This window comes from Campylobacter sp. IFREMER_LSEM_CL292 (genome assembly GCF_025771615.1).
GTDB classification, from domain to species: domain Bacteria; phylum Campylobacterota; class Campylobacteria; order Campylobacterales; family Campylobacteraceae; genus Campylobacter_D; species Campylobacter_D lari_D.
In genome coordinates this window covers 71,973-90,429 of record NZ_JAKMQP010000001.1, presented here as the reverse complement: position 1 = coordinate 90,429, position 18,457 = coordinate 71,973, and the positions used below count along the sequence as shown (strand labels likewise).

Genomic DNA, 18,457 nt, shown 5'->3' with positions numbered 1-18,457 from the left:
TAATCAAAATTTCTAAAAGGCTTAATATGCTTAAAAACCAAACCTATTTTATAAACTCTTGTGATGATGTAGAATTAAATATAAAAAGAGAAAGTAAATTAGAATATAGAATTACTTATGATGATAGTAAGCAAATGAAAGCTATTGTTTTTATCATAGGTGGATATGGAGCAAATGCAAATATACATTTTCTAGAAAGTTATAGAAATTTTATAGCTAAAAAATTTGATGTAGTAGCTGTAAATGTATTTTATCATTGTTTTTGCCAAAGAGTTTCTGATGTGGACAAATATAGTGCAACTACTACTTTTATGGAAGATGATTTACCTTTTTTGAAAGAAGTTTTAGAAAATTTCAAAATTCAATCAAGTAAATTAGATACCAATAATGCTCATATACATTATGATTATTTGTATCATACCATTACTAATTTAAAAAATAATAAAATTTTAAATCAAGATTATAAAGCACATATTTATGGAAGTTTTATCCCACCTAACAATGAGTATAATAATTTTGCCATTATGCCTGCAATCGATCATATCAATGCCTTAAAAGATATAATGAAAAATTATCCTCAATTTAAATCTTTACCTAAAATTTACGGGGGGGGGGTCATACGGTGGCTTAGTGGCATTAATGTGTGCTAAAATAGCTCCTTGGTATGTAGATGGAGTAATAGATAATTCAGGTGCTGCATTGCCTCCGTTAAATTATGTAATCGGAAAAGAAGTAAAAAGTTATGATTGTAAAGTTGGTAATGAAAATATAATAATTTATAGCACTATAAAAACTCATTGGACACGCAAAAACCCAAACTCACCTTATTATTTTGCTGATGAAAATTATTTAATAAGAGCTTTACTTAATAAAGATCATTTGATTTTGCAAGCTCAAAAGAATAAAAATATTATTTATACAAGTTATCATAGTGCTAAAGATGATTTAACTCCAGCTGATCATAAAATTTCTATGATAGAAATTTTAAAAGCTTTAAACTATGAAGTAGATTTTCATCTAATAGATGAAAAAGATATAGATGGTAAATTTATTAAAAATTTAACTCATGGGTGTGGAATTCCTGATAAGGCATTATTTAATAAAGAATTACCTATTATGCTTGAAAAATTAAAAGATAAAACATTTAGTATGAAAAAAGATAGTATATCTTATCCTTGTAAAAATAAAGTTTTTACCTTTAAAGATGAAAATGATAAATTTGTTTTAGAAATATTATAAAGCTTATAAAAAGTAATTTTTAAGTAAAATTACTTTTTACTTTCAAAAGATTATTATCAAAAAGAGTATTTATGGCAAGCAAACAACTTTCACTCAAACATCTTAGTATGCCTATATTGCTTGAAATGTTTTTAAGATATTTTTCTTTGATTATCAACACCGTTATGGTTTCGCAGTATTCTAACTTTTTAGTTGGAGCCATGGGTGCGGGTAATCAAGTAGCAGATTTATTTATCATTATTTTTAGTTTTTTAAGTGTGGGTTGTAGTGTAGTGATCGCTCAAGCTTTAGGAGCTAAAGATTACACTCTAGCAAGAAAGGCAATTCATCAAAGTTTATTTTTAAATGCTTTGCTTGGTTTTGTGTGCGGAAGTTTGATTTTATGGCATGGAGAGTTTTTACTCTATCTTTTACAAATTCCAAATGAGCTTTTAAAGAATAGTGAAATTTACTTGCACATGCTTGGAATTTGTTTGTTTTTTGATGCTATGGGTATAGTTTTGGCTGCTATTATTAGGGTGTACAATATGGCTTATTGGGTTATGTTTACTACCTTATTGATGAATGTTGTGATATTTATAGGAAATTTTTATGTATTACATTTTACCAAACTAGAGCTTTTTGGAGTAGGGCTTAGTAATATACTTGGGCGTTTGGTCGCCTTTGGTATGCTTGTAGCAATACTTAGTTTTAAACTCAAAATTCATCTTAAAATTAAAGAGATGATAAGCCTTGAAAAAGTGGTACTTAAAAAGATTTTTAACATCGGTGGTTTTGCAGCAGGAGAGCATTTGATATGGTTTATACAATACACCATAGCTTTTGCTTTTGTAGCAAGTTTGGGTAAAGAAAATTTAAGCGTTCAAACGATTTATTTTCAAATTTCTTTGCTCATCATGCTAGTAGGGCAAGCTATAAGCGTAGCCAATGAAATTATCATAGGTAAACTAGTCGGCGCAAAATACTTAAATGTGGCCTATAAACATACTTGGATAGCTTTGTATTTTAGCGTGGTTGCAAGTGCTTTTGTGGCTTTACTTAATTATGTTTTGCAAGATTTTACCATGGGTGTAGTAAAGCTTGAAGAGAGTTTAAAAGAGCTTATGATACCACTTTTTACTCTTTCAATCTTCTTAGAAATCTCAAGAACTTTTAATATAGTCATGGTAAATTCACTAAGAGCAAGTGGTGATGCGAGGTTTCCGTTTTTAAGTGGAGTGGTATTTATGCTTGGAGTTTCTTTACCGGTTGGCTATGTGCTTTGTTTTTATGCTGGACTTGGAATTTTAGGAGTTTGGATAGGTTTTTGTGCAGATGAGTTTTTGCGCGGTATAGTAAATTCATATAGATGGAAAAGTAAAAAATGGCAAGGCAAAGCACTAGTATAAAAGGAATTTTAGAATTTAAAGAATTTCGTTTTGTTTTTGAAAAGAAAAAACTTAAATACTTAAGACTTAGGATAGATAGAGATTTAAATTTCAAACTTAGCATACCGCTATATTATGAGCAAAGAGATGTTTTAAGATTTTTAGAAAAAAATGAAAGTTGGATTAGAGCCAAAGAAAAAGAACTTTCTTTAAAAAGAGTAGTTTTAGCAAGTGATGAATTGTATTTTTTAGGTAAAAAATACAAGCTAGTTTTTAACGAAAATCATAAAAAAGTTCTTATAAAAAAAGATAAAATTTTTGCAAAAAATCAAAAAGCCTTAGATCTTTTTTTAAGGCGTAGTGCTAGAGTGATTTTTGAGTATTTTATAAAAAAATGGCAATTTGTCCACAAGAGAAAGGTACAAAGAATTTGCATTAAAGAAATGATTTCAAGATGGGGTTCTTGTAATCATCAAAAAGCATACATAAACTTAAATTTAAAACTCATGCAAAAACCTATAAAAGCTATAGAATATGTGATTTTACATGAACTTATACATTTAATCTACCCACATCATCAAAAAGAATTTTATGATTTTTTATATAAATTTATGCCTGATTATAAAGCAAGAGAAGTTTTTCTAAAAAGTCTTATTTTTTAAGTATATTTTTAAGCTTTCCTTAGAATTAAAATTGTTATATTTATATTTTTAAAAATTTAATTTTAAGGTTTTAAACTTGCTTTTAGAAATTACTTTTGATTATAAATCTAAAAATGATATTTTTGAGTATTTGTTAGCTTATTATGCTAAAGATTATGTGTATGATTATGAGCAAAAAGATGAAAAAATCATCATTAAGATTAAAGGCGAAAAAGATGAAATTCAAGCCTTTTGCTCTAATTTAGAAAATATTAGCCATAGTGTTTTTTTAAACAAATTTGACTTAAAAGTTATAGAAGAAGATTTTACACCTATAAAAAAAGAAAAAACCTTCACCAAAAGAAGTTTTTTAACAAGACTTAATGCAAATGCTTATACTAATGGCGAGCTTTTAGAAAATGAATGGGGTATTTTTGTAGAAGAAGAATTTAAAATAGAAGAAGATTTTATAAAAATCACTAAAGAAAATTTCTACGATAATTTAAAAAAAGCCTTGGAAAAATTAAAAAACAAAGAAAAAATGCATTTTAAAAGTCCAAAAGGAATATACGCTTTTGAAATTTTTAATGAAGCATTGGATGATTTTTTAATACCTTGCGACCCAAAACATATCAATGCATTTTTTTCTTGTAATAACGAGCAATTTAAAATCTTAGCAGGGGTTGAAAAGCCTCTAATGAAGCTTAAATTTAATGCTATTTTTAGACAAAATCATCAATTAAATCATGAATATTTTAAAATAAAAATATATGATAATCTTTTCTTGTTTGCCTTGTGTTTTGAGCTTGAAAAAGAAGGAATTAAGTTTTTAAATTTTAAAAAGCTAGAACATTTTGAAGATGATTTTGAAGTAGCTTTAATCGAAAATGAGCTAGTAGTTTGCGGGGGTTATGATTATATTTTACCTGAGTTTAAAAATTTGATTTTTCAAAAAGAAGATAAAAATTTTGCAAGAATTTCTTGTATATTGTCTGATTTTAAAGACAAAAAGCCTTTGCTTTTAGAACTTAGTAAAAAATATGATGATATTATTTTACTTGATAAAGAAATCAATCTTTTAAAACTAAATTTACCAAAAAGCTTTGATGAGTTTTATGAAACTATAAGTCAAGATGATGTTGCTAAGAGATTATTAGCTAATTATGAAAAAGAATTTACCCTAGTGCGAAAAGAACTAAACATGGCTAATAATTTTTTTAATCTTTTTGGCATGGTAGGGATGATTTTAGAGCTTGGTAAAGACGAGAAAAAAGCAGCATTAGCACTTTTGGCCTTAGCAGATGAGAGTAAAATGGCAAAAGGTGTTAGGATAGATTTTAAGCTTAATGAGCAAAAAGAATTTGATTACACTAAGACCTTAAGAAGTGTGATGAGTTTTAAGCTTGCTGGAGTAGAAAATCAAATCATAGCCTTAGGCGTTGTTGAGAGTTTGGCGTATTTTTTAAGAGATTTATTTGATGATTTAAAGGCTAAAGAGCAAGTTGATTGTGCCGTGCTTAGTGGGAGTTTGTTTGAGCATAAAAGCCTTAGTAAAAATGTATTTAAACACATACCATTTTTTAAGTTAAGCGATGTCCCACTTTGGATATGAAATTCATATTAAAGGGTTAGTGCAAGGCGTTGGCTTTCGTCCTTTTGTTTTTAACATAGCTAAAGAGCTTAATTTAAAAGGTGAAGTTTATAATAATAGCTTAGGTGTTGTTATAATCCTTGAGTGTAGCAATGATGAATTAAAAATTTTTAAAGAAAAACTTTTTGCTAATTTACCACCTTTAGCTAGGATAGATGATTTTAATTTTTCTTATAAAAAACTTCAAAAAACTTATAATGAATTTATCATAAGTACTTCACAAGATAGTGAAAAATTTAGCCCGATTTTAAGCGATTTTGCTCTTTGTGAGGATTGCTATAATGAATTTTACGATGAGAAAAATCCGCGTTTTAAATATCCATTCATCACTTGCACAAATTGCGGGCCAAGATTTTCTATTATAAAAAAACTCCCATATGATAGAGTTAATACGACTATGGATGAGTTTAAAATGTGTTCTTTTTGTCAAAGCGAGTATGAAGATCCTACTAATCGTCGTTTTCATGCCCAACCACTCTCATGCCCAAAATGTAAAATTACTATTTTTTTAAAAGATAAAAATCAAAATATTTTAGCCAAAGATGAAAAAGCTTTTATCTTGCTTGCAAAGCTTTTAGAAGAAGGTAAAATCATAGCTTTTAAAGGTATGGGTGGGTTTCATTTAATTTGTGATAGCACAAATAAAAATGCTATAAATGAACTTAGAATACGCAAAAATCGTCCTAAAAAGCCTTTTGCTATCATGGTAAAAGATCTTAAAATGGCTCAAGAATTAGCTTTTATTAATAAAGCTGAAGCAAAACTTTTAACTTCAAATTTAAAACCCATAGTTATTTTAAATAGCAAAAATATCCATAAAAGCTTAGCACCAGATACCAATAAAATAGGTATTATGTTAGCTTATATGGGAACGCATTTAATGCTTTTTGAACATTTTAAAAAACCTATCATTGCAACAAGTGCTAATTTAAGCTCACAAAGCATTATTTATGAAGAAACAAAACTTTTAGAGCAACTTAGTGATGTGTTTGATTTTTATCTTGATTATGATAGAACAATACACAACTCAAGCGATGATAGCATTGCTCAAGTTATTAGCGAAAAAATTATGTTTTTAAGGACTTCAAGGGGTCTTAACCCACTTTATATCAATACAGCAAGTATTTTTAATACAAAAGAAAATATTCTAGCTCTAGGAAGTGAGTTAAAAAACGAATTTGCATGTTTTTTTAAAAATCAAATTTTCATTTCTCCTTATATAGGCGATATGAAAAGTTTAGACATACAAGAGAGATTTTTTAAAATTTTAACTTTCTTTCAAAACTCTTATAAACTAAATTTTGATCAAATTTTAAGCGATAAACATCCACAATTTAACTATGTAAAAGAATTTAAAGATTATAAAAATTTTCGCGTGCAACATCACTATGCACATTTGTGTGCTTGTTTATTTGAACACAAAATTTACAAAAATGATGTTTTAGCCTTTGTTTTTGATGGAACAGGTTATGGAGATGATGGAAAAATTTGGGGTGGGGAGATTTTTAGAGCGAGTTTAAAAAGCTATGAAAGGCTAAATCATTTTAAAAATTTCAAACTAATTAATGCAGATATTAAAAATATCGCAAATTTAGCTTTAGCTTTGATTTTTGATTTTAATTTAGAAAGCAAAGCTAGCGAGTTTTTAGCTAAATTTTCTCAAGTAAAATTAAATAATCTTAAAAAAATTCACGCTCAAAGCTCTTTATATACGAGTTCTCTTGGTAGGATTATTGATGCTTTTGGCGCTTTTGCTTTTGATATACAAAAGCTTGATTATGAAGCACAAATTGGGCTTTTGATGGAAAAATATTATGATAAAAATCTTGATTATAGTTACAAATTTGACATCAATGAAAAAGAAATTTGCTTTAAAAATGCTTTTTTGCAAGCTTTAGAAGATAAAGATAAAGTTAAAATTAGCACAGGTTTGCTAAATGGCATTGCAAATTTAATTATAGAATATTCAAAAAAATTTAAAGAAGAAGTGCTTTTATGTGGTGGGGTATTTCAAAACAAAACCTTGCTTGAAATTTTAGATCGAAAAAATTTTGCTTATAAAACTTCTTTGCAATTTCCTTGCAATGATAGTTCTATCGCACTTGGGCAACTTGTGCATTATTTATCTTTAAAAACTTAATAAAACTCATATTTTTTTAATACTTTTTTATATACAATAAAATAAAAATATAAAGGAAAGATTATGTGTAAAGATTGCGGTTGTTCTATTAATGGACATGAACATCATCATGATCACCATCATGAAAATCCAGTTTTAAAAGATGAAAAAACTATTAATGTTATTAGTAAAATTTTATCAAAAAATGATCATCAAGCAGCTCATAATAGAGAGCATTTTAATGAGTATAATACTCTTTGTATTAATTTAATGAGTTCCCCAGGAAGCGGTAAAACAACGCTTTTAGAAGAAACTATAAAAACTTTAAAAGATGATTTAAAAATAGCTGTGGTTGAAGGAGATTTAGAAACTAATAATGATGCAAATCGCATTATTAAAGCAGGAGGCTTAGCTCATCAAATTACTACAGGACAAACTTGTCATTTAGATGCTTTTATGGTGCATGAAGCTTTACATCATTTTAAACTTAGTGAACTTGATATAGTATTTGTTGAAAATGTGGGAAATTTAGTATGTCCTGCAAGTTATGATTTGGGCGAGCATTTAAATGTAGTTTTACTTTCAGTAACAGAAGGTAGCGATAAGGTAGAAAAATATCCAGTGATGTTTAGAAAGGCTGATTTATTGGTCATTACTAAAGCCGATTTAGCTCAACATTTTGACTTTGATTTCAAAGCAGCTTCTATGGCCGCTAAAAGGCTAAATCCTAAAATAGATATTATGATTTTAGATAGCAAAACAAAAACAGGATTTGATCTTTGGATAAATTATCTAAAAATGAAAAAGGAGCTTAGCTAATGTGTCTTTCTATACCTTCTAAAATTTTAGAAATTGATGAGCTAAATTCAGCCATAGTAGAAACTTTAGGGGTTAAAAGAAGAGTAAGTTTGGATTTAATAAGTGAGCCTTTAAAAGTAGGCGATTATGTGCTTATACATGTGGGTTTTGCTATGGAGAAAATCGACACTCAAGCTGCGCAAGAGAGTTTAAAAATTTATGCTGATATAGCAGAGAAAATGCAAAATGGACAAATCGATGAAAATGAAGGCGATATGGGGCTAAAAAATGGATTTAATTAATGATTTTAGAGATAAAGAAAGAATTTTAGCCCTAAAAGAACTTATTGCTTCTAAAATTACTAAGCCTATTAATATCATGGAAATTTGCGGTGGACATACGCATAGTATTATGAAATTTGGTTTGCCTGATTTATTGCCAAAAGAAATTAATTTTGTTCATGGCCCAGGCTGTCCTGTGTGTGTTATGCCAAGAGAGCGTATTGATGTAGCTTTAAAACTTGCAAGTATGCCAAATACTATCTTTTGTGTATTAGGCGATATGCTTAAAGTGCCAGGAAGTTATGAAAGCTTAATTGATCTTAGAGCTAAAGGGGCTGATATTAGAGCACTTTATACACCTTTGGATGTGATAGATATAGCTTTAAAAAACCCTGAAAAAAATATAATCTTTTTTACCATAGGTTTTGAGACAACTACACCTATGAGTGGGGTAATTATAGAAAAAGGTATAGCTTTAAATTTAAAAAATTTATTTTTTCATATTAATCATGTGTTGGTTCCACCTGCAGTAGAAGCTATCATGCAAGATGAAAATGTAAAAATTGACGCCTTTTTAGGGCCTTCCCATGTAAGCGTTATCACAGGATCAAATATTTACGAACCTATTGCTAAAAAATACAAAACTCCTATAGCAGTGAGTGGTTTTGAGCCAGTTGATATAATGCTTAGTGTATTAAATATAGTAGAGCAAATAAATGCAAATACTTTTGAAGTTTATAATGAATATCACAGAGTAGTTAGTAAAGAGGGAAATTTAAAAGCTAAGGCTTTAGTGGAAAAATACTTTAAACCATGTGATTTTGAATTTAGAGGTCTTGGAGTGATTGTAAATGGCGGGCTTTGTCTAAAAAATGAATTTGCACACTTAGATGCTAGCAAAGTGTTTGATTGTAAAGTACAAAGTAAAAACGAAAGCAAGGCTTGTATTTGTGGTCAAATTTTAAGAGGCTTAGCTAAGCCTTACGATTGTAAGGTGTTTGCAAAAGCTTGCACTCCAAAAAATCCCATAGGTAGCTGTATGGTTTCTAGTGAAGGAGCTTGCGCGGCTTATTATAAATACTATCAAGATAAGGCATAAAATGAAGCAAATTACTTTAGCCCATGGTGGCGGTGGCGAAGAAATGAATGCTTTGATAAGTGAAATTTTTTCTATTTTTGAAAATGATGTTTTAAAAGAAGCAAATGACGCTGCTATTTTAGATGATTTGGCTTTTAGTACTGATTCTTTTGTATTAAATCCTATCTTTTTAAAAGATATAAATATAGGAAAATTAGCAGTTTGTGGTAGCGTAAATGATGTATTAATGGTGGGAGCAAAACCACTATATTTATCATTAGCTTTAATTTTAGAAGAGGGTTTTGAGCTAGAAAAGTTAAAAATTATACTAAAATCTATAAAAGAAGAATGCGATAAAGCGGGAGTAAAGCTAGTTTGCGGGGATACTAAAGTTGTTCCTAAAAATAAAGGCGATGAAATATACATTAATACTTCATGTATAGGTAAAAATATACAAAAAATCAATACCAAAAACTTAAAAAGTGGTTGTAGTATCTTAGTTTCAAGGGATATTGGAGCTCATGGTTGTGCGGTTTTGGTTGAAAGAAATAATTTAGAGGCAAATATCCAAAGTGATTGTAAAAGCTTAAAAGATGAAGTTTTAACACTTTTAAATGCAAATATTTCCATAAAAGCAATGCGTGATGCTACGCGTGGTGGGCTTAGTGCAGTTTTAAATGAATGGACTAAACTAAGTAATTTAGAGCTTTTAATATTTGAAGAAAAAATCCCAGTTTGTGATGAAGTTTTAGGGGTTTGTGAGCTTTTTGGGTATGAGCCTTATGAGCTTGCAAATGAAGGAACTTTTATTATTTGTGTAGATAAAAAAGATGAACAAAAAGCATTAGAAATTTTAAAACAATTTAATACTAATGCAGCTATTATAGGTGAAATCACAGCTAATAAAAAAGCAAGAGTGGTTTTAGAAAATGCTTATGGAGCAAAACGCATTTTAGAAGCTCCAAAAGGCGAACTTTTACCAAGAATTTGCTAATGCATGAGTTAAGTATTACAGAATCTTTGCTAGAACTTTGTGAAGAATATGCTCAAGGAAAAGTTGTTGAAGAAGTGCATGTTAAAATAGGGCGTTTAAGTGGGGTTGAACCTCCACTTTTGCAAAGAAGCTTTGAAACTTTTAAAGAAAATAGCCCCTTATGTAAAAATGCTAAATTTATTATGCATATTCAAGAAGTAGTAGTTGAGTGTCAAAAATGCCATTTTAGTGGAGTACTTGAAAATAATATCTTTTGGTGCCCAAAATGCGAAGATAAAGATTTAAAAATCATAGACGGGGAAGAGCTTTATCTTATGCAGCTTGTTTTAAAAGAAAATGAGGATTTCGAAAATAATGACAAATAAGGAAATTATCTTAGGTGCGGGTTGTTTTTGGTGTACTCAAGCTGTGTTTGATGAAATCAAAGGCGTAGTTTATACAGAAGTAGGTTATAGCGGTGGTAAGCCAAATCCAAATTATGAAAGCGTGATAAATGGTGATGGGAATATAGAAGTAGCTAAGATAATTTATGATGAAAAACAAATTTCATTAGAAAAAATCTTAGAAAGTTTTCTCAAAATGCACGATCCAACAAGCTTAGATAAACAAGGAGCTGATGAAGGAACGCAGTATAGATCAGTTATTTTTTATCAAACTAATGAGGAGTTAAAAATTATTAGCAATTTTTTACAAAAAGCACAAAAATATTACACTAAAGACATAGTTACACAAGTTTTAAAACTAGAAAAATTTTATAAGGCTGAAAACTATCATCAAAAATATTTTAAAAATAATCCTAGCCAAGCTTATTGTAGATTTGTTATTGCTCCAAAATTAGAAAAGGTTAATTGCTAATATTGTTTTTAAGTATTTTTGCAGTTAGATTTAAAAGCCTTTTGCAGGCTTTTAAAATTTAGTGGCAACCACAACCACCACATCCACAACTTTGACTAAAGAAATTTTCTAAAGCTTGCATATTAGGAAGTTCTGTTACTTCATTTATTAATTCTTTATAAGCAACTACGCCATCTTTAAGTACAAACACTGCTCTAGCTAAAATTCCCTCAAGTGGACCATCAGCCATTAAAACACCATATTTTTCACCAAATTCTTTAGAAACAAAATCACTCGCAACAGTTAAATTATCTATACCTTCAGTTGAGCAAAAACGACCCATAGCAAATGGTAAGTCCATACTAACTACGATTACTTCTACACCGCTTGCTGCTGCTTTTTTATTAAATTCTCTAGCTTCGGTTGCACATACTGGGGTATCAAGGCTTGGTACGCTGATAATAATTTGAGTTTTACCTTTTGGAGCAATTTCAACACCTGAAAGATCTTTGGCTTTTAAAGTGATATTTGGAGCCATGTCACCAACTTGGATGTTGTTTCCTTTTAAATTTACTTTATTTCCTTTGAATAATACACTATTCATTTTTTCTCCTTGAATGATTTTTATTAATCATAATATAAAAAGATTAATAAAGTCTTATTTTTATTCTTCTTTGCACATACCTGCTTCGATTAGAAAACACGAGGGTTGATAATTGCTTTTTTTAATCTTATCATATTTTGCATAGCTTAAGTATAAAGTATCTTTAGCTCTAGTTACAGCTACATAAAAAAGCCTTCTTTCTTCTTCCAAACTTCCACCCATGCTCATGAGTTTTTGGTTAGGAAATCTTCCTTGTGCAAGATCAATTACAAATACAAGTTCAAACTCAAGTCCCTTACTTGCATGTATACTTAAAAGATTAACCCCGCTACCACTACTCATTTCACTAGCACCAAGAGTAAGAAAGTTATAGTATTTATAATTATCACTATAATTTTTAGCAAGTTCTTTTAATACAAACATTTTCGCGTTGATTTTTTCTAAAATTTCATTTTTTTTATTTAAATCAACATTGGAATTTTTATTAGTCGCTCTTTTAGTTGCCAAAATATCACAAATTTCTTTAAAATAATCATTTTCTAAAATCAAATCTACAAGCTGGGTCGAGATTTTACACTCACTTGCTTTTTTAATAAAAAGATAAATTTTTTCAAGATTTTTTGCACAAAGCTCGTTGATTTTGGGTAAGCTTAAAATAGGGTGGGTGTTAAATTCGCTTTCTAAGTTAAATCTTGAAGGCGAGGCTAGCTCCTCAATATCATCAAAAAGTCCTAGTTGGTAACTTTGTTTTTTGTATTTTTTTAAATTTACGCTACTATCAGGATTTAAAAAGCCTTTAATTAAACTAGAATGTCCTAATTTTAATAAAGCATCAAAAATATCTTTTGCCAAAACCCCACCAACTCCTTTGGTGTATTCAAGTAAATGTATAAAAGCCATGATATCTTTTGGATTAAGCACGATTGCAAGCATAGAGCAAAAGTTTTTAACTTCCAAGCTTTCAAAAAAACTTCCTCCACCTTTTCTTTTGCTTGCTATGCCAAGTTCTCTTAAGGCTACTTCTACTCCATCTGCACTAGAATTGTTTCTAAAAATCACAGCAATTTCATCAAGATTAACCCCGCTTTGTAAGATTATTTTTGCTATGGTAGAGTATTGATCAAATAATTCATTAAAAGTTAGCAAACTTGGCGCTTTAAAATCTCCTTCTCTAGTTACAATTAATTCTTTAGGATATAATCTTTCATTGTTTAAAATAACCTTATTAGCTAACGCAAGTATATTTTTACTAGAACGATAGTTTTTATTTAAAGTAAAAATATTTGCATCGACAAATCTATCTTTAAAACTTCCTATAATAGAAATATCAGCCCCATTAAAAGCATAAATACTTTGATCATAATCACCCACACAAAACAAACTTTTACTTTTAAAAGCATCAATTAACGAGCCTTGCAAGGTGTTAGTATCTTGATATTCATCTACTAAAATCTCATCAAATTCGAAATGATGTGAAGCTAAAATATGTTTTAATTTGATCAATAAATCATTAAAATCCACATAGTTAAAACGCATTTTTTCTTCTTCGTATTCTTTTAAAATATCTTCATAAATTTCAGCATAAACAGCTTGTTCATCATAATTTTGACAAAACCAATTATAAAATTCATCTAAGTTTGCATTAGTATTTTGAAATAAAGAATACACATCATACAAATAGCTTGGCATATAAGGTTTAGTATCGCTTAAATGATGAAAAGTGCGTTTTTCAAAAATAGAACGCAAAAGAATTTTAAGCTCACTCGCAGGTTTTAAAATAATATCGTGATTTAACTCTTTAAGTAGAGAATAAGCAGTACTATGAAAGGTTCCTGCTGTGATTTTTGAAGTAATGCTTTTATCAAAATACCTACCAAGTCTTTCAATCATCTCTTTACTAGCTTTGTTTGTAAAGGTTAGAAGCATAATTTTTTCAGGCTTTATACCATTTTGAAGTAAAAAGGCTATTCTTGCAACTATAGTTGAAGTTTTACCCGTGCCTGCACTTGCTATAATTAGATTATGTCCAAAAGGAGCACTAGCGGCTTTATATTGTTCTTCATTTAAACGCGATAAGGGCATGAATTTCCTAGTTTAAAATTATATTTTGCATATCATTAAAATAAAAATGATTAACACCATCTTTATATTCATAATAAAGCGTGAGTTTATGAGAATCTAAAATAGTCTTAACAATGTATAATCCAAGTCCAAAACTATCTTTATTTTTCTTGCCTTGCGTAAAGGCTTGAGTATAATATTTTAAGTCTTTATCTAAGGCTTTTCCTTTGTTTTTAAAGCAAAGATAATCTTTAGTTATTTCTATAGTAACGCAATTTTCATCAGAATATTTTGTCGCATTATCTATCATATTTTTCATTGCAGTGGTAAAAAGTTTAAAATCTACATTGACGCTAAAACTTTCTTTTATACTAATTTTTACCTTTTCATCATCACTCATAGCTATATCTTTAGCTTCATCTAAAAGATCTAAGATATTGTATTTTTTTAAATTAATCAAACCAGCACCCGAAGTAATTTGCTCAATGGCTGCAAATTCATTAATCAAAATCTCTAAACGATTAAAAGCACCCACTAATCTTTCTTTATATTTGCTATCTTCAAGCATTTCTAAAGTAATTAAACCTTTAGTAATGGGGGTTTTTAGCTCATGCATAATATTTCTTAAGAAAAACTGCCTTGAAGTGTTTAGTTTTTGAATTCTTAAAATAGACTCATAAAAGGCTGTTGCTACTTGAGAAATTTCATCATTTCCCTTGCTAACATTTTGAATTTCATTGAGTTTATTTTCGCCAAATTTATCAATTTGTCTTTTTAAAGCTCTAAGTGGTTTTAATTTTTTAATGATAAAAATATATAAAATCAATAAAACCATTACCACTATACTAGCAATAAGCTTGATCACAAAATAACGATAACCTTGATATTCTAAATCTTTATATAAATAAAGCTTACCATCAAAGATGATTTTTAAATACACATTATCTTCTAAAGTAATGATTTCAACTACACCTGTGCTAGTTTGAGCGCGTGCTATAGTTTCAGCTTTATAGATGATTTGTCTTATGTCTGATGGAGTTGTTAATTCTATCATTTTGTAATTTTTTGTTTGCTCATAAAATTCTCTTTCACTAATCACATGATTAAAATATAATAATCTTGCATTAGCTATAAAAGAATATTTTGCATTAAGCTCATTAGTGTAATTTTGTTGATCATATTTTATAAGCCATAAAAAAGCTAAAATTACACTAACGCTTGCAAGTAAAAAAACAAAGGTTATAGTATAAAAAATTGATGATTTATTCATTGAGTTAATTTATATCCTATACCTCTGATTGAATGAATGTATTTTGGAGTTTTAGGATCATCTCCGATTTTTTGTCTGATTCTACTAATGATTACATCTATACTTTTATTACTAGAATCTTCACTAATAGAGCTACAATTATACACAAGCTCTTCGCGGCTTACCACTCCACCTTCTTTTTTAATTAAATAACTCAAAATATCAAATTCAGCATTAGTAAAGCTAATTTCTTGATCTTTCATAGTGATAGTATGTTTATATTTATCATATACAAGATCTTTTTTAACTTGAGCTTGAGCAGTTTTTGTGTTTGAAATTCTTCTTAAATGACTTTTAATTCTTGCTTGAAGTTCTTGAGGATTATATGGTTTTGGTAAATAATCATCTGCACCCAAATCAAGTGCTGCAACCTTATCGCTAATATCATGCCTTGCACTTGAAATGATAATAGGTGTATCATATTTTTTACGAATTTCCTCGCATACTTCAAGTCCATCAAGTCCAGGTAAGCTTAAATCCAAAATGATTAAATCATAAGGATTTAAAGCAAGTCTTGAAAGACCTATATAAGGCTCGTGAGCAATATCTACTTTCATATCAAATTGCTCTAAATATTCAGCTATAATCTCTGCTAATTCTAAATCATCTTCTATCATTAAAATATTTGTCATTTTTTTCCTTTCTTAAAAAAGTAAAGCTCTTACAAATCCGCCTCTATTAATCCAAATTTTAACATACTCTTTGCCTTTATTTAATTCTAAAGCCTTAGATAATTCTTTAAAATTTGAAATTTCATACTGATCAACACCTATAATAATATCACCTTGCTCAAAACCTATTTTTTCAGCTTTTGATTTTGGAGTAACTTCGGTAATTAAAATACCACTAATACTTTCAGGTATGCGGTATTGCTGTCTATTCTTAGAGTCAAGTTCCACTAATTTTAGACCATCAATATAACCTTTTTTATATTGTAGCGACTTTTCATCTGTTTTTAACATAAATTTAGCTGTTTTGACTTTATTATCTCTTTCATAAGTTACTTCTACTGCTTGTTTTGGATCAATACTTCCTATATAGTTTTTTAAATCCATAGGACTTTTAATCACAGTTTTGTCTACTTTTATGATCAAATCACCTCTTTTTAATCCTGCATTATAAGCTGCTGAATCTTTTTGTACTTCAGTAATTAAAGCACCTTCTTGATTAGTATAGGCTTTTTTAATATCTTGAGTTAAAGCTCCTATGACTACACCTAAATATCCTCTTTCAATTTTTCCATGCTCAATAAGTTTTTGTGCAATAGATTTTGCCATATTAGAAGGGATTGCAAAACCTATGCCATTATTTCCACCACTTCTTGAAAGTATGGCTGAATTTATCCCAACTAAAGCTCCTCTACTATCTACCAAAGCTCCGCCTGAATTTCCAGGATTAATAGAAGCATCAGTTTGGATGAAATTTTCATATTGATTTAGACCTATATTGTTTTTATTTAAGGCCGAAATAATCCCACTTGTAACACTACTTCCAACACCAAAAGGATTACCCAAAGCAAACACTACATCACCTTCTAGTAATTTATCTGAATCAGCAAAAACTACTGCGGGTAAGTTTTTTGCTTCTATTTTTATCACTGCTAAATCTGTTTTAGGATCAGCTCCGATTAATTTAGCTTTATATTCAGTGCTAGAATCAGGTAAATTTACAGTGATTTTTTCAGCATCTTCTATAACATGATTATTTGTTATAATATAACCATCGCTTGAAATAATTACACCAGAACCCAATGAACTTACAACTTCTTTATTTTTTTTATTTTTTGGAGCTTGTGGGAAATCAAAACCAAAAAATTGTCTAAAATAAGGGTCATTGAAAAAATCATCAATTCCAAATGAACTACTTTGAACAGTTTTAGAAGTTGAGATATTTACAACTGAATTTTTAACTTTTTGTATGGAATCATGATAAGAAAGTATAGTATTTTGATTATCAGTTGGTAAAGTTCTTTTTACATTATCATCTGCTTGTTTAAAATCAATACTAGCACTAAAAAGACTAGTTGCCAATGCCAAAGAAAGAATCATAGTTTTTTTCATGTTTTATCCTTTGTAAAATCATTTAATGCAAGTATAAAATTTTATTTTTACACAATTGTAAATAAAACCTTTAGTTTTAAAACTTATAAAAGTTGATTGACTAAGACTAAAGTTTTTGATATAATCTTATAAAAAATTAAGGAATAATAAAAATGAGTAATAGTTTATATGAAACACTAGGAGTTTCGCAAAACGCTAGCGCAGATGAGATAAAAAAAGCTTATAGAAAATTAGCAAGACAATATCATCCTGATATTAACAAAGAAAATGGTGCTGAGGAAAAATTTAAAGAAATTAACGCCGCTTATGAAATTTTAAGTGATGAGAAAAAAAGAGCTCAGTATGATAGATATGGCGATTCTATGTTTGGCGGGCAAAGTTTTCATGATTTTTCAAGAAATGCAGGTGGAGCTGACATCAATGATATTTTAAAAAATATTTTTGGCGGAGGCTTTGGAGGATTTAGTGGCGGTTTTAGTTCTAGTAATAATTTTAGAAGTGGCTTTGGGGGATTTGGAGGATTTGAAGAAGATTTAGATTTGCAAGCAAGTGTTAAAATTCCTTTTGAAAAAGGAATTTTAGGTGGTGAGCATTTGGTAAATATAAATAACGAGCAAGTTAAAATCAAAATTCCACATGGCATAAAAGATGGCGAAAAGCTACGCATACGAGGTAAAGGAAAAAGCTTTCAAGGGCAAAGAGGGGATTTGATTTTAAAAGTTGAACTTGAAAAAAGCGATGAATATGAAAGAGAAGATGATGATTTGTACAAAAAGGTTGAAATTAGCTTAAAAACAGCGCTTTTTGGAGATAAAATCAGTGTGCATACCCCAAGAAAAGAAGTTAAAATTACCATACCGCCAAATTCTAAAAACAATCAAAAAATTAGACTTAAAGGCTATGGAGTGCAAAATAGAAAAACAGATCTTTATGGGGATATGTATTTAATTTTAAATGTAAAAATACCTGATATTAATAGCCTTGATCCTGAATTTGTAAAAATTTTAGAAGAAAAATTACCTTGATAAGGAGTAAGTAATGGAGCATAGTTATGATGAACCGGTGTATCTTATAAGTGTTGTTGCAAAAGTTTTAAGTATACACCCACAAACTCTAAGACAATATGAAAAAGAAGGTTTAGTTGAGCCAAGTAGAACCGATGGTAAAATGAGGCTTTATTCTCAAAAAGATATAGATAGAATTAAAATGATTTTACGCTTAACAAGAGATCTTGGGGTTAATTTAGCTGGTGTTGATGTGATTTTAAAACTAAAAACAAAAATTGATGAGTTTGAAAACACTATTGAAGAGTTAAGATTAGAACTTGATAGAAGAGATAATCCTTCAAAATCAAGAGCAGTAGTTAAACATAGAAGTAATTTTGATTTAATTTTTTTAGAAAAAATAAAATAATAAAAACA

Annotated in this window: 19 protein-coding genes; 14 read left to right on the top strand and 5 right to left on the bottom strand. The window is 29.0% G+C overall.

Annotated features, from left to right (window positions below; translation table 11 throughout):
- Positions 1-26 precede the first annotated feature (26 nt).
- From L8T82_RS08000 to msrA, 12 genes are all read left to right on the top strand, one after another.
- Positions 27-650, top strand: a complete 624-nt coding sequence (locus L8T82_RS08000; protein ID WP_412175053.1) for a DUF2920 family protein — start codon at positions 27-29, stop codon at positions 648-650.
- Positions 640-1,239, top strand: a complete 600-nt coding sequence (locus tag L8T82_RS07995) for a DUF2920 family protein (protein ID WP_412175057.1) — start codon at positions 640-642, stop codon at positions 1,237-1,239. Before L8T82_RS08000 ends, L8T82_RS07995 begins: the two co-directional genes overlap by 11 nt.
- Before the next feature lie 71 nt (positions 1,240-1,310).
- Complete coding sequence (locus L8T82_RS00495; RefSeq protein WP_133318869.1) at positions 1,311-2,627, top strand: MATE family efflux transporter; 1,317 nt, start codon at positions 1,311-1,313, stop codon at positions 2,625-2,627.
- Positions 2,603-3,268, top strand: a complete 666-nt coding sequence (locus L8T82_RS00490; RefSeq protein WP_263725637.1) for a M48 family metallopeptidase — start codon at positions 2,603-2,605, stop codon at positions 3,266-3,268. The genes L8T82_RS00495 and L8T82_RS00490 overlap by 25 nt, the downstream gene beginning before the upstream one ends.
- 76 nt (positions 3,269-3,344) lie before the next feature.
- A complete protein-coding gene (locus L8T82_RS00485) occupies positions 3,345-4,859 on the top strand; it encodes a hypothetical protein (protein WP_263725636.1) in 1,515 nt (504 codons plus the stop codon).
- The gene (gene hypF / locus L8T82_RS00480; protein ID WP_263725635.1) at positions 4,840-7,038 is read left to right on the top strand and encodes a carbamoyltransferase HypF; all 2,199 of its coding nucleotides are present in this window, start codon (positions 4,840-4,842) and stop codon (positions 7,036-7,038) included. Before L8T82_RS00485 ends, hypF begins: the two co-directional genes overlap by 20 nt.
- A gap of 63 nt (positions 7,039-7,101) precedes the next feature.
- Positions 7,102-7,836, top strand: a complete 735-nt coding sequence (gene hypB / locus L8T82_RS00475) for a hydrogenase nickel incorporation protein HypB (RefSeq protein WP_263725634.1) — start codon at positions 7,102-7,104, stop codon at positions 7,834-7,836.
- Positions 7,836-8,117, top strand: a complete 282-nt coding sequence (locus L8T82_RS00470) for a HypC/HybG/HupF family hydrogenase formation chaperone (RefSeq protein ID WP_012661500.1) — start codon at positions 7,836-7,838, stop codon at positions 8,115-8,117. The genes hypB and L8T82_RS00470 overlap by 1 nt, the downstream gene beginning before the upstream one ends.
- Entirely contained in the window at positions 8,104-9,195 is a 1,092-nt protein-coding gene (hypD, locus tag L8T82_RS00465) for a hydrogenase formation protein HypD (protein WP_263725633.1), read from the top strand. The genes L8T82_RS00470 and hypD overlap by 14 nt, the downstream gene beginning before the upstream one ends.
- Position 9,196: 1 nt before the next feature.
- Complete coding sequence (hypE, locus tag L8T82_RS00460; protein WP_220567193.1) at positions 9,197-10,168, top strand: hydrogenase expression/formation protein HypE; 972 nt, start codon at positions 9,197-9,199, stop codon at positions 10,166-10,168.
- A complete protein-coding gene (locus L8T82_RS00455; protein WP_263725632.1) occupies positions 10,168-10,533 on the top strand; it encodes a hydrogenase maturation nickel metallochaperone HypA in 366 nt (121 codons plus the stop codon). The genes hypE and L8T82_RS00455 overlap by 1 nt, the downstream gene beginning before the upstream one ends.
- Positions 10,523-11,023 carry a peptide-methionine (S)-S-oxide reductase MsrA gene (msrA, locus tag L8T82_RS00450; RefSeq protein WP_263725630.1) on the top strand — a complete coding sequence of 167 codons (501 nt, stop codon included), beginning with the start codon at positions 10,523-10,525 and terminating at the stop codon, positions 11,021-11,023. Before L8T82_RS00455 ends, msrA begins: the two co-directional genes overlap by 11 nt.
- 58 nt (positions 11,024-11,081) lie before the next feature.
- On the opposite strand, the gene tpx is transcribed toward msrA, so the two are convergent.
- Genes tpx through L8T82_RS00425 form a run of 5 tightly spaced genes read right to left on the bottom strand, consistent with a single transcriptional unit; the run spans position 11,082 to position 17,036 of the window.
- The gene (gene tpx / locus L8T82_RS00445) at positions 11,082-11,606 is read right to left on the bottom strand and encodes a thiol peroxidase (RefSeq protein WP_263725629.1); all 525 of its coding nucleotides are present in this window, start codon (positions 11,604-11,606) and stop codon (positions 11,082-11,084) included.
- A gap of 60 nt (positions 11,607-11,666) precedes the next feature.
- The gene (locus tag L8T82_RS00440; RefSeq protein ID WP_263725628.1) at positions 11,667-13,688 is read right to left on the bottom strand and encodes an ATP-dependent helicase; all 2,022 of its coding nucleotides are present in this window, start codon (positions 13,686-13,688) and stop codon (positions 11,667-11,669) included.
- A gap of 7 nt (positions 13,689-13,695) precedes the next feature.
- Positions 13,696-14,937, bottom strand: coding sequence for an ArsS family sensor histidine kinase (locus tag L8T82_RS00435; protein ID WP_263725627.1), 1,242 nt, complete (start codon positions 14,935-14,937; stop codon positions 13,696-13,698).
- Positions 14,934-15,608, bottom strand: coding sequence for a response regulator transcription factor (locus L8T82_RS00430; RefSeq protein WP_039626094.1), 675 nt, complete (start codon positions 15,606-15,608; stop codon positions 14,934-14,936). Before L8T82_RS00430 ends, L8T82_RS00435 begins: the two co-directional genes overlap by 4 nt.
- A 12-nt stretch (positions 15,609-15,620) precedes the next feature.
- Positions 15,621-17,036 (bottom strand): DegQ family serine endoprotease, encoded by a 1,416-nt coding sequence (locus tag L8T82_RS00425; RefSeq protein ID WP_263725626.1) that lies wholly within the window; start codon positions 17,034-17,036, stop codon positions 15,621-15,623.
- A gap of 152 nt (positions 17,037-17,188) precedes the next feature.
- Here L8T82_RS00425 and L8T82_RS00420 point away from each other — a divergent pair, with 152 nt between their 5' ends.
- Positions 17,189-18,061 (top strand): J domain-containing protein, encoded by an 873-nt coding sequence (locus L8T82_RS00420; RefSeq protein WP_263659850.1) that lies wholly within the window; start codon positions 17,189-17,191, stop codon positions 18,059-18,061.
- A gap of 13 nt (positions 18,062-18,074) precedes the next feature.
- A complete protein-coding gene (locus tag L8T82_RS00415) occupies positions 18,075-18,449 on the top strand; it encodes a heat shock protein transcriptional repressor HspR (RefSeq protein ID WP_039668403.1) in 375 nt (124 codons plus the stop codon).
- Positions 18,450-18,457: the final 8 nt, after the last annotated feature.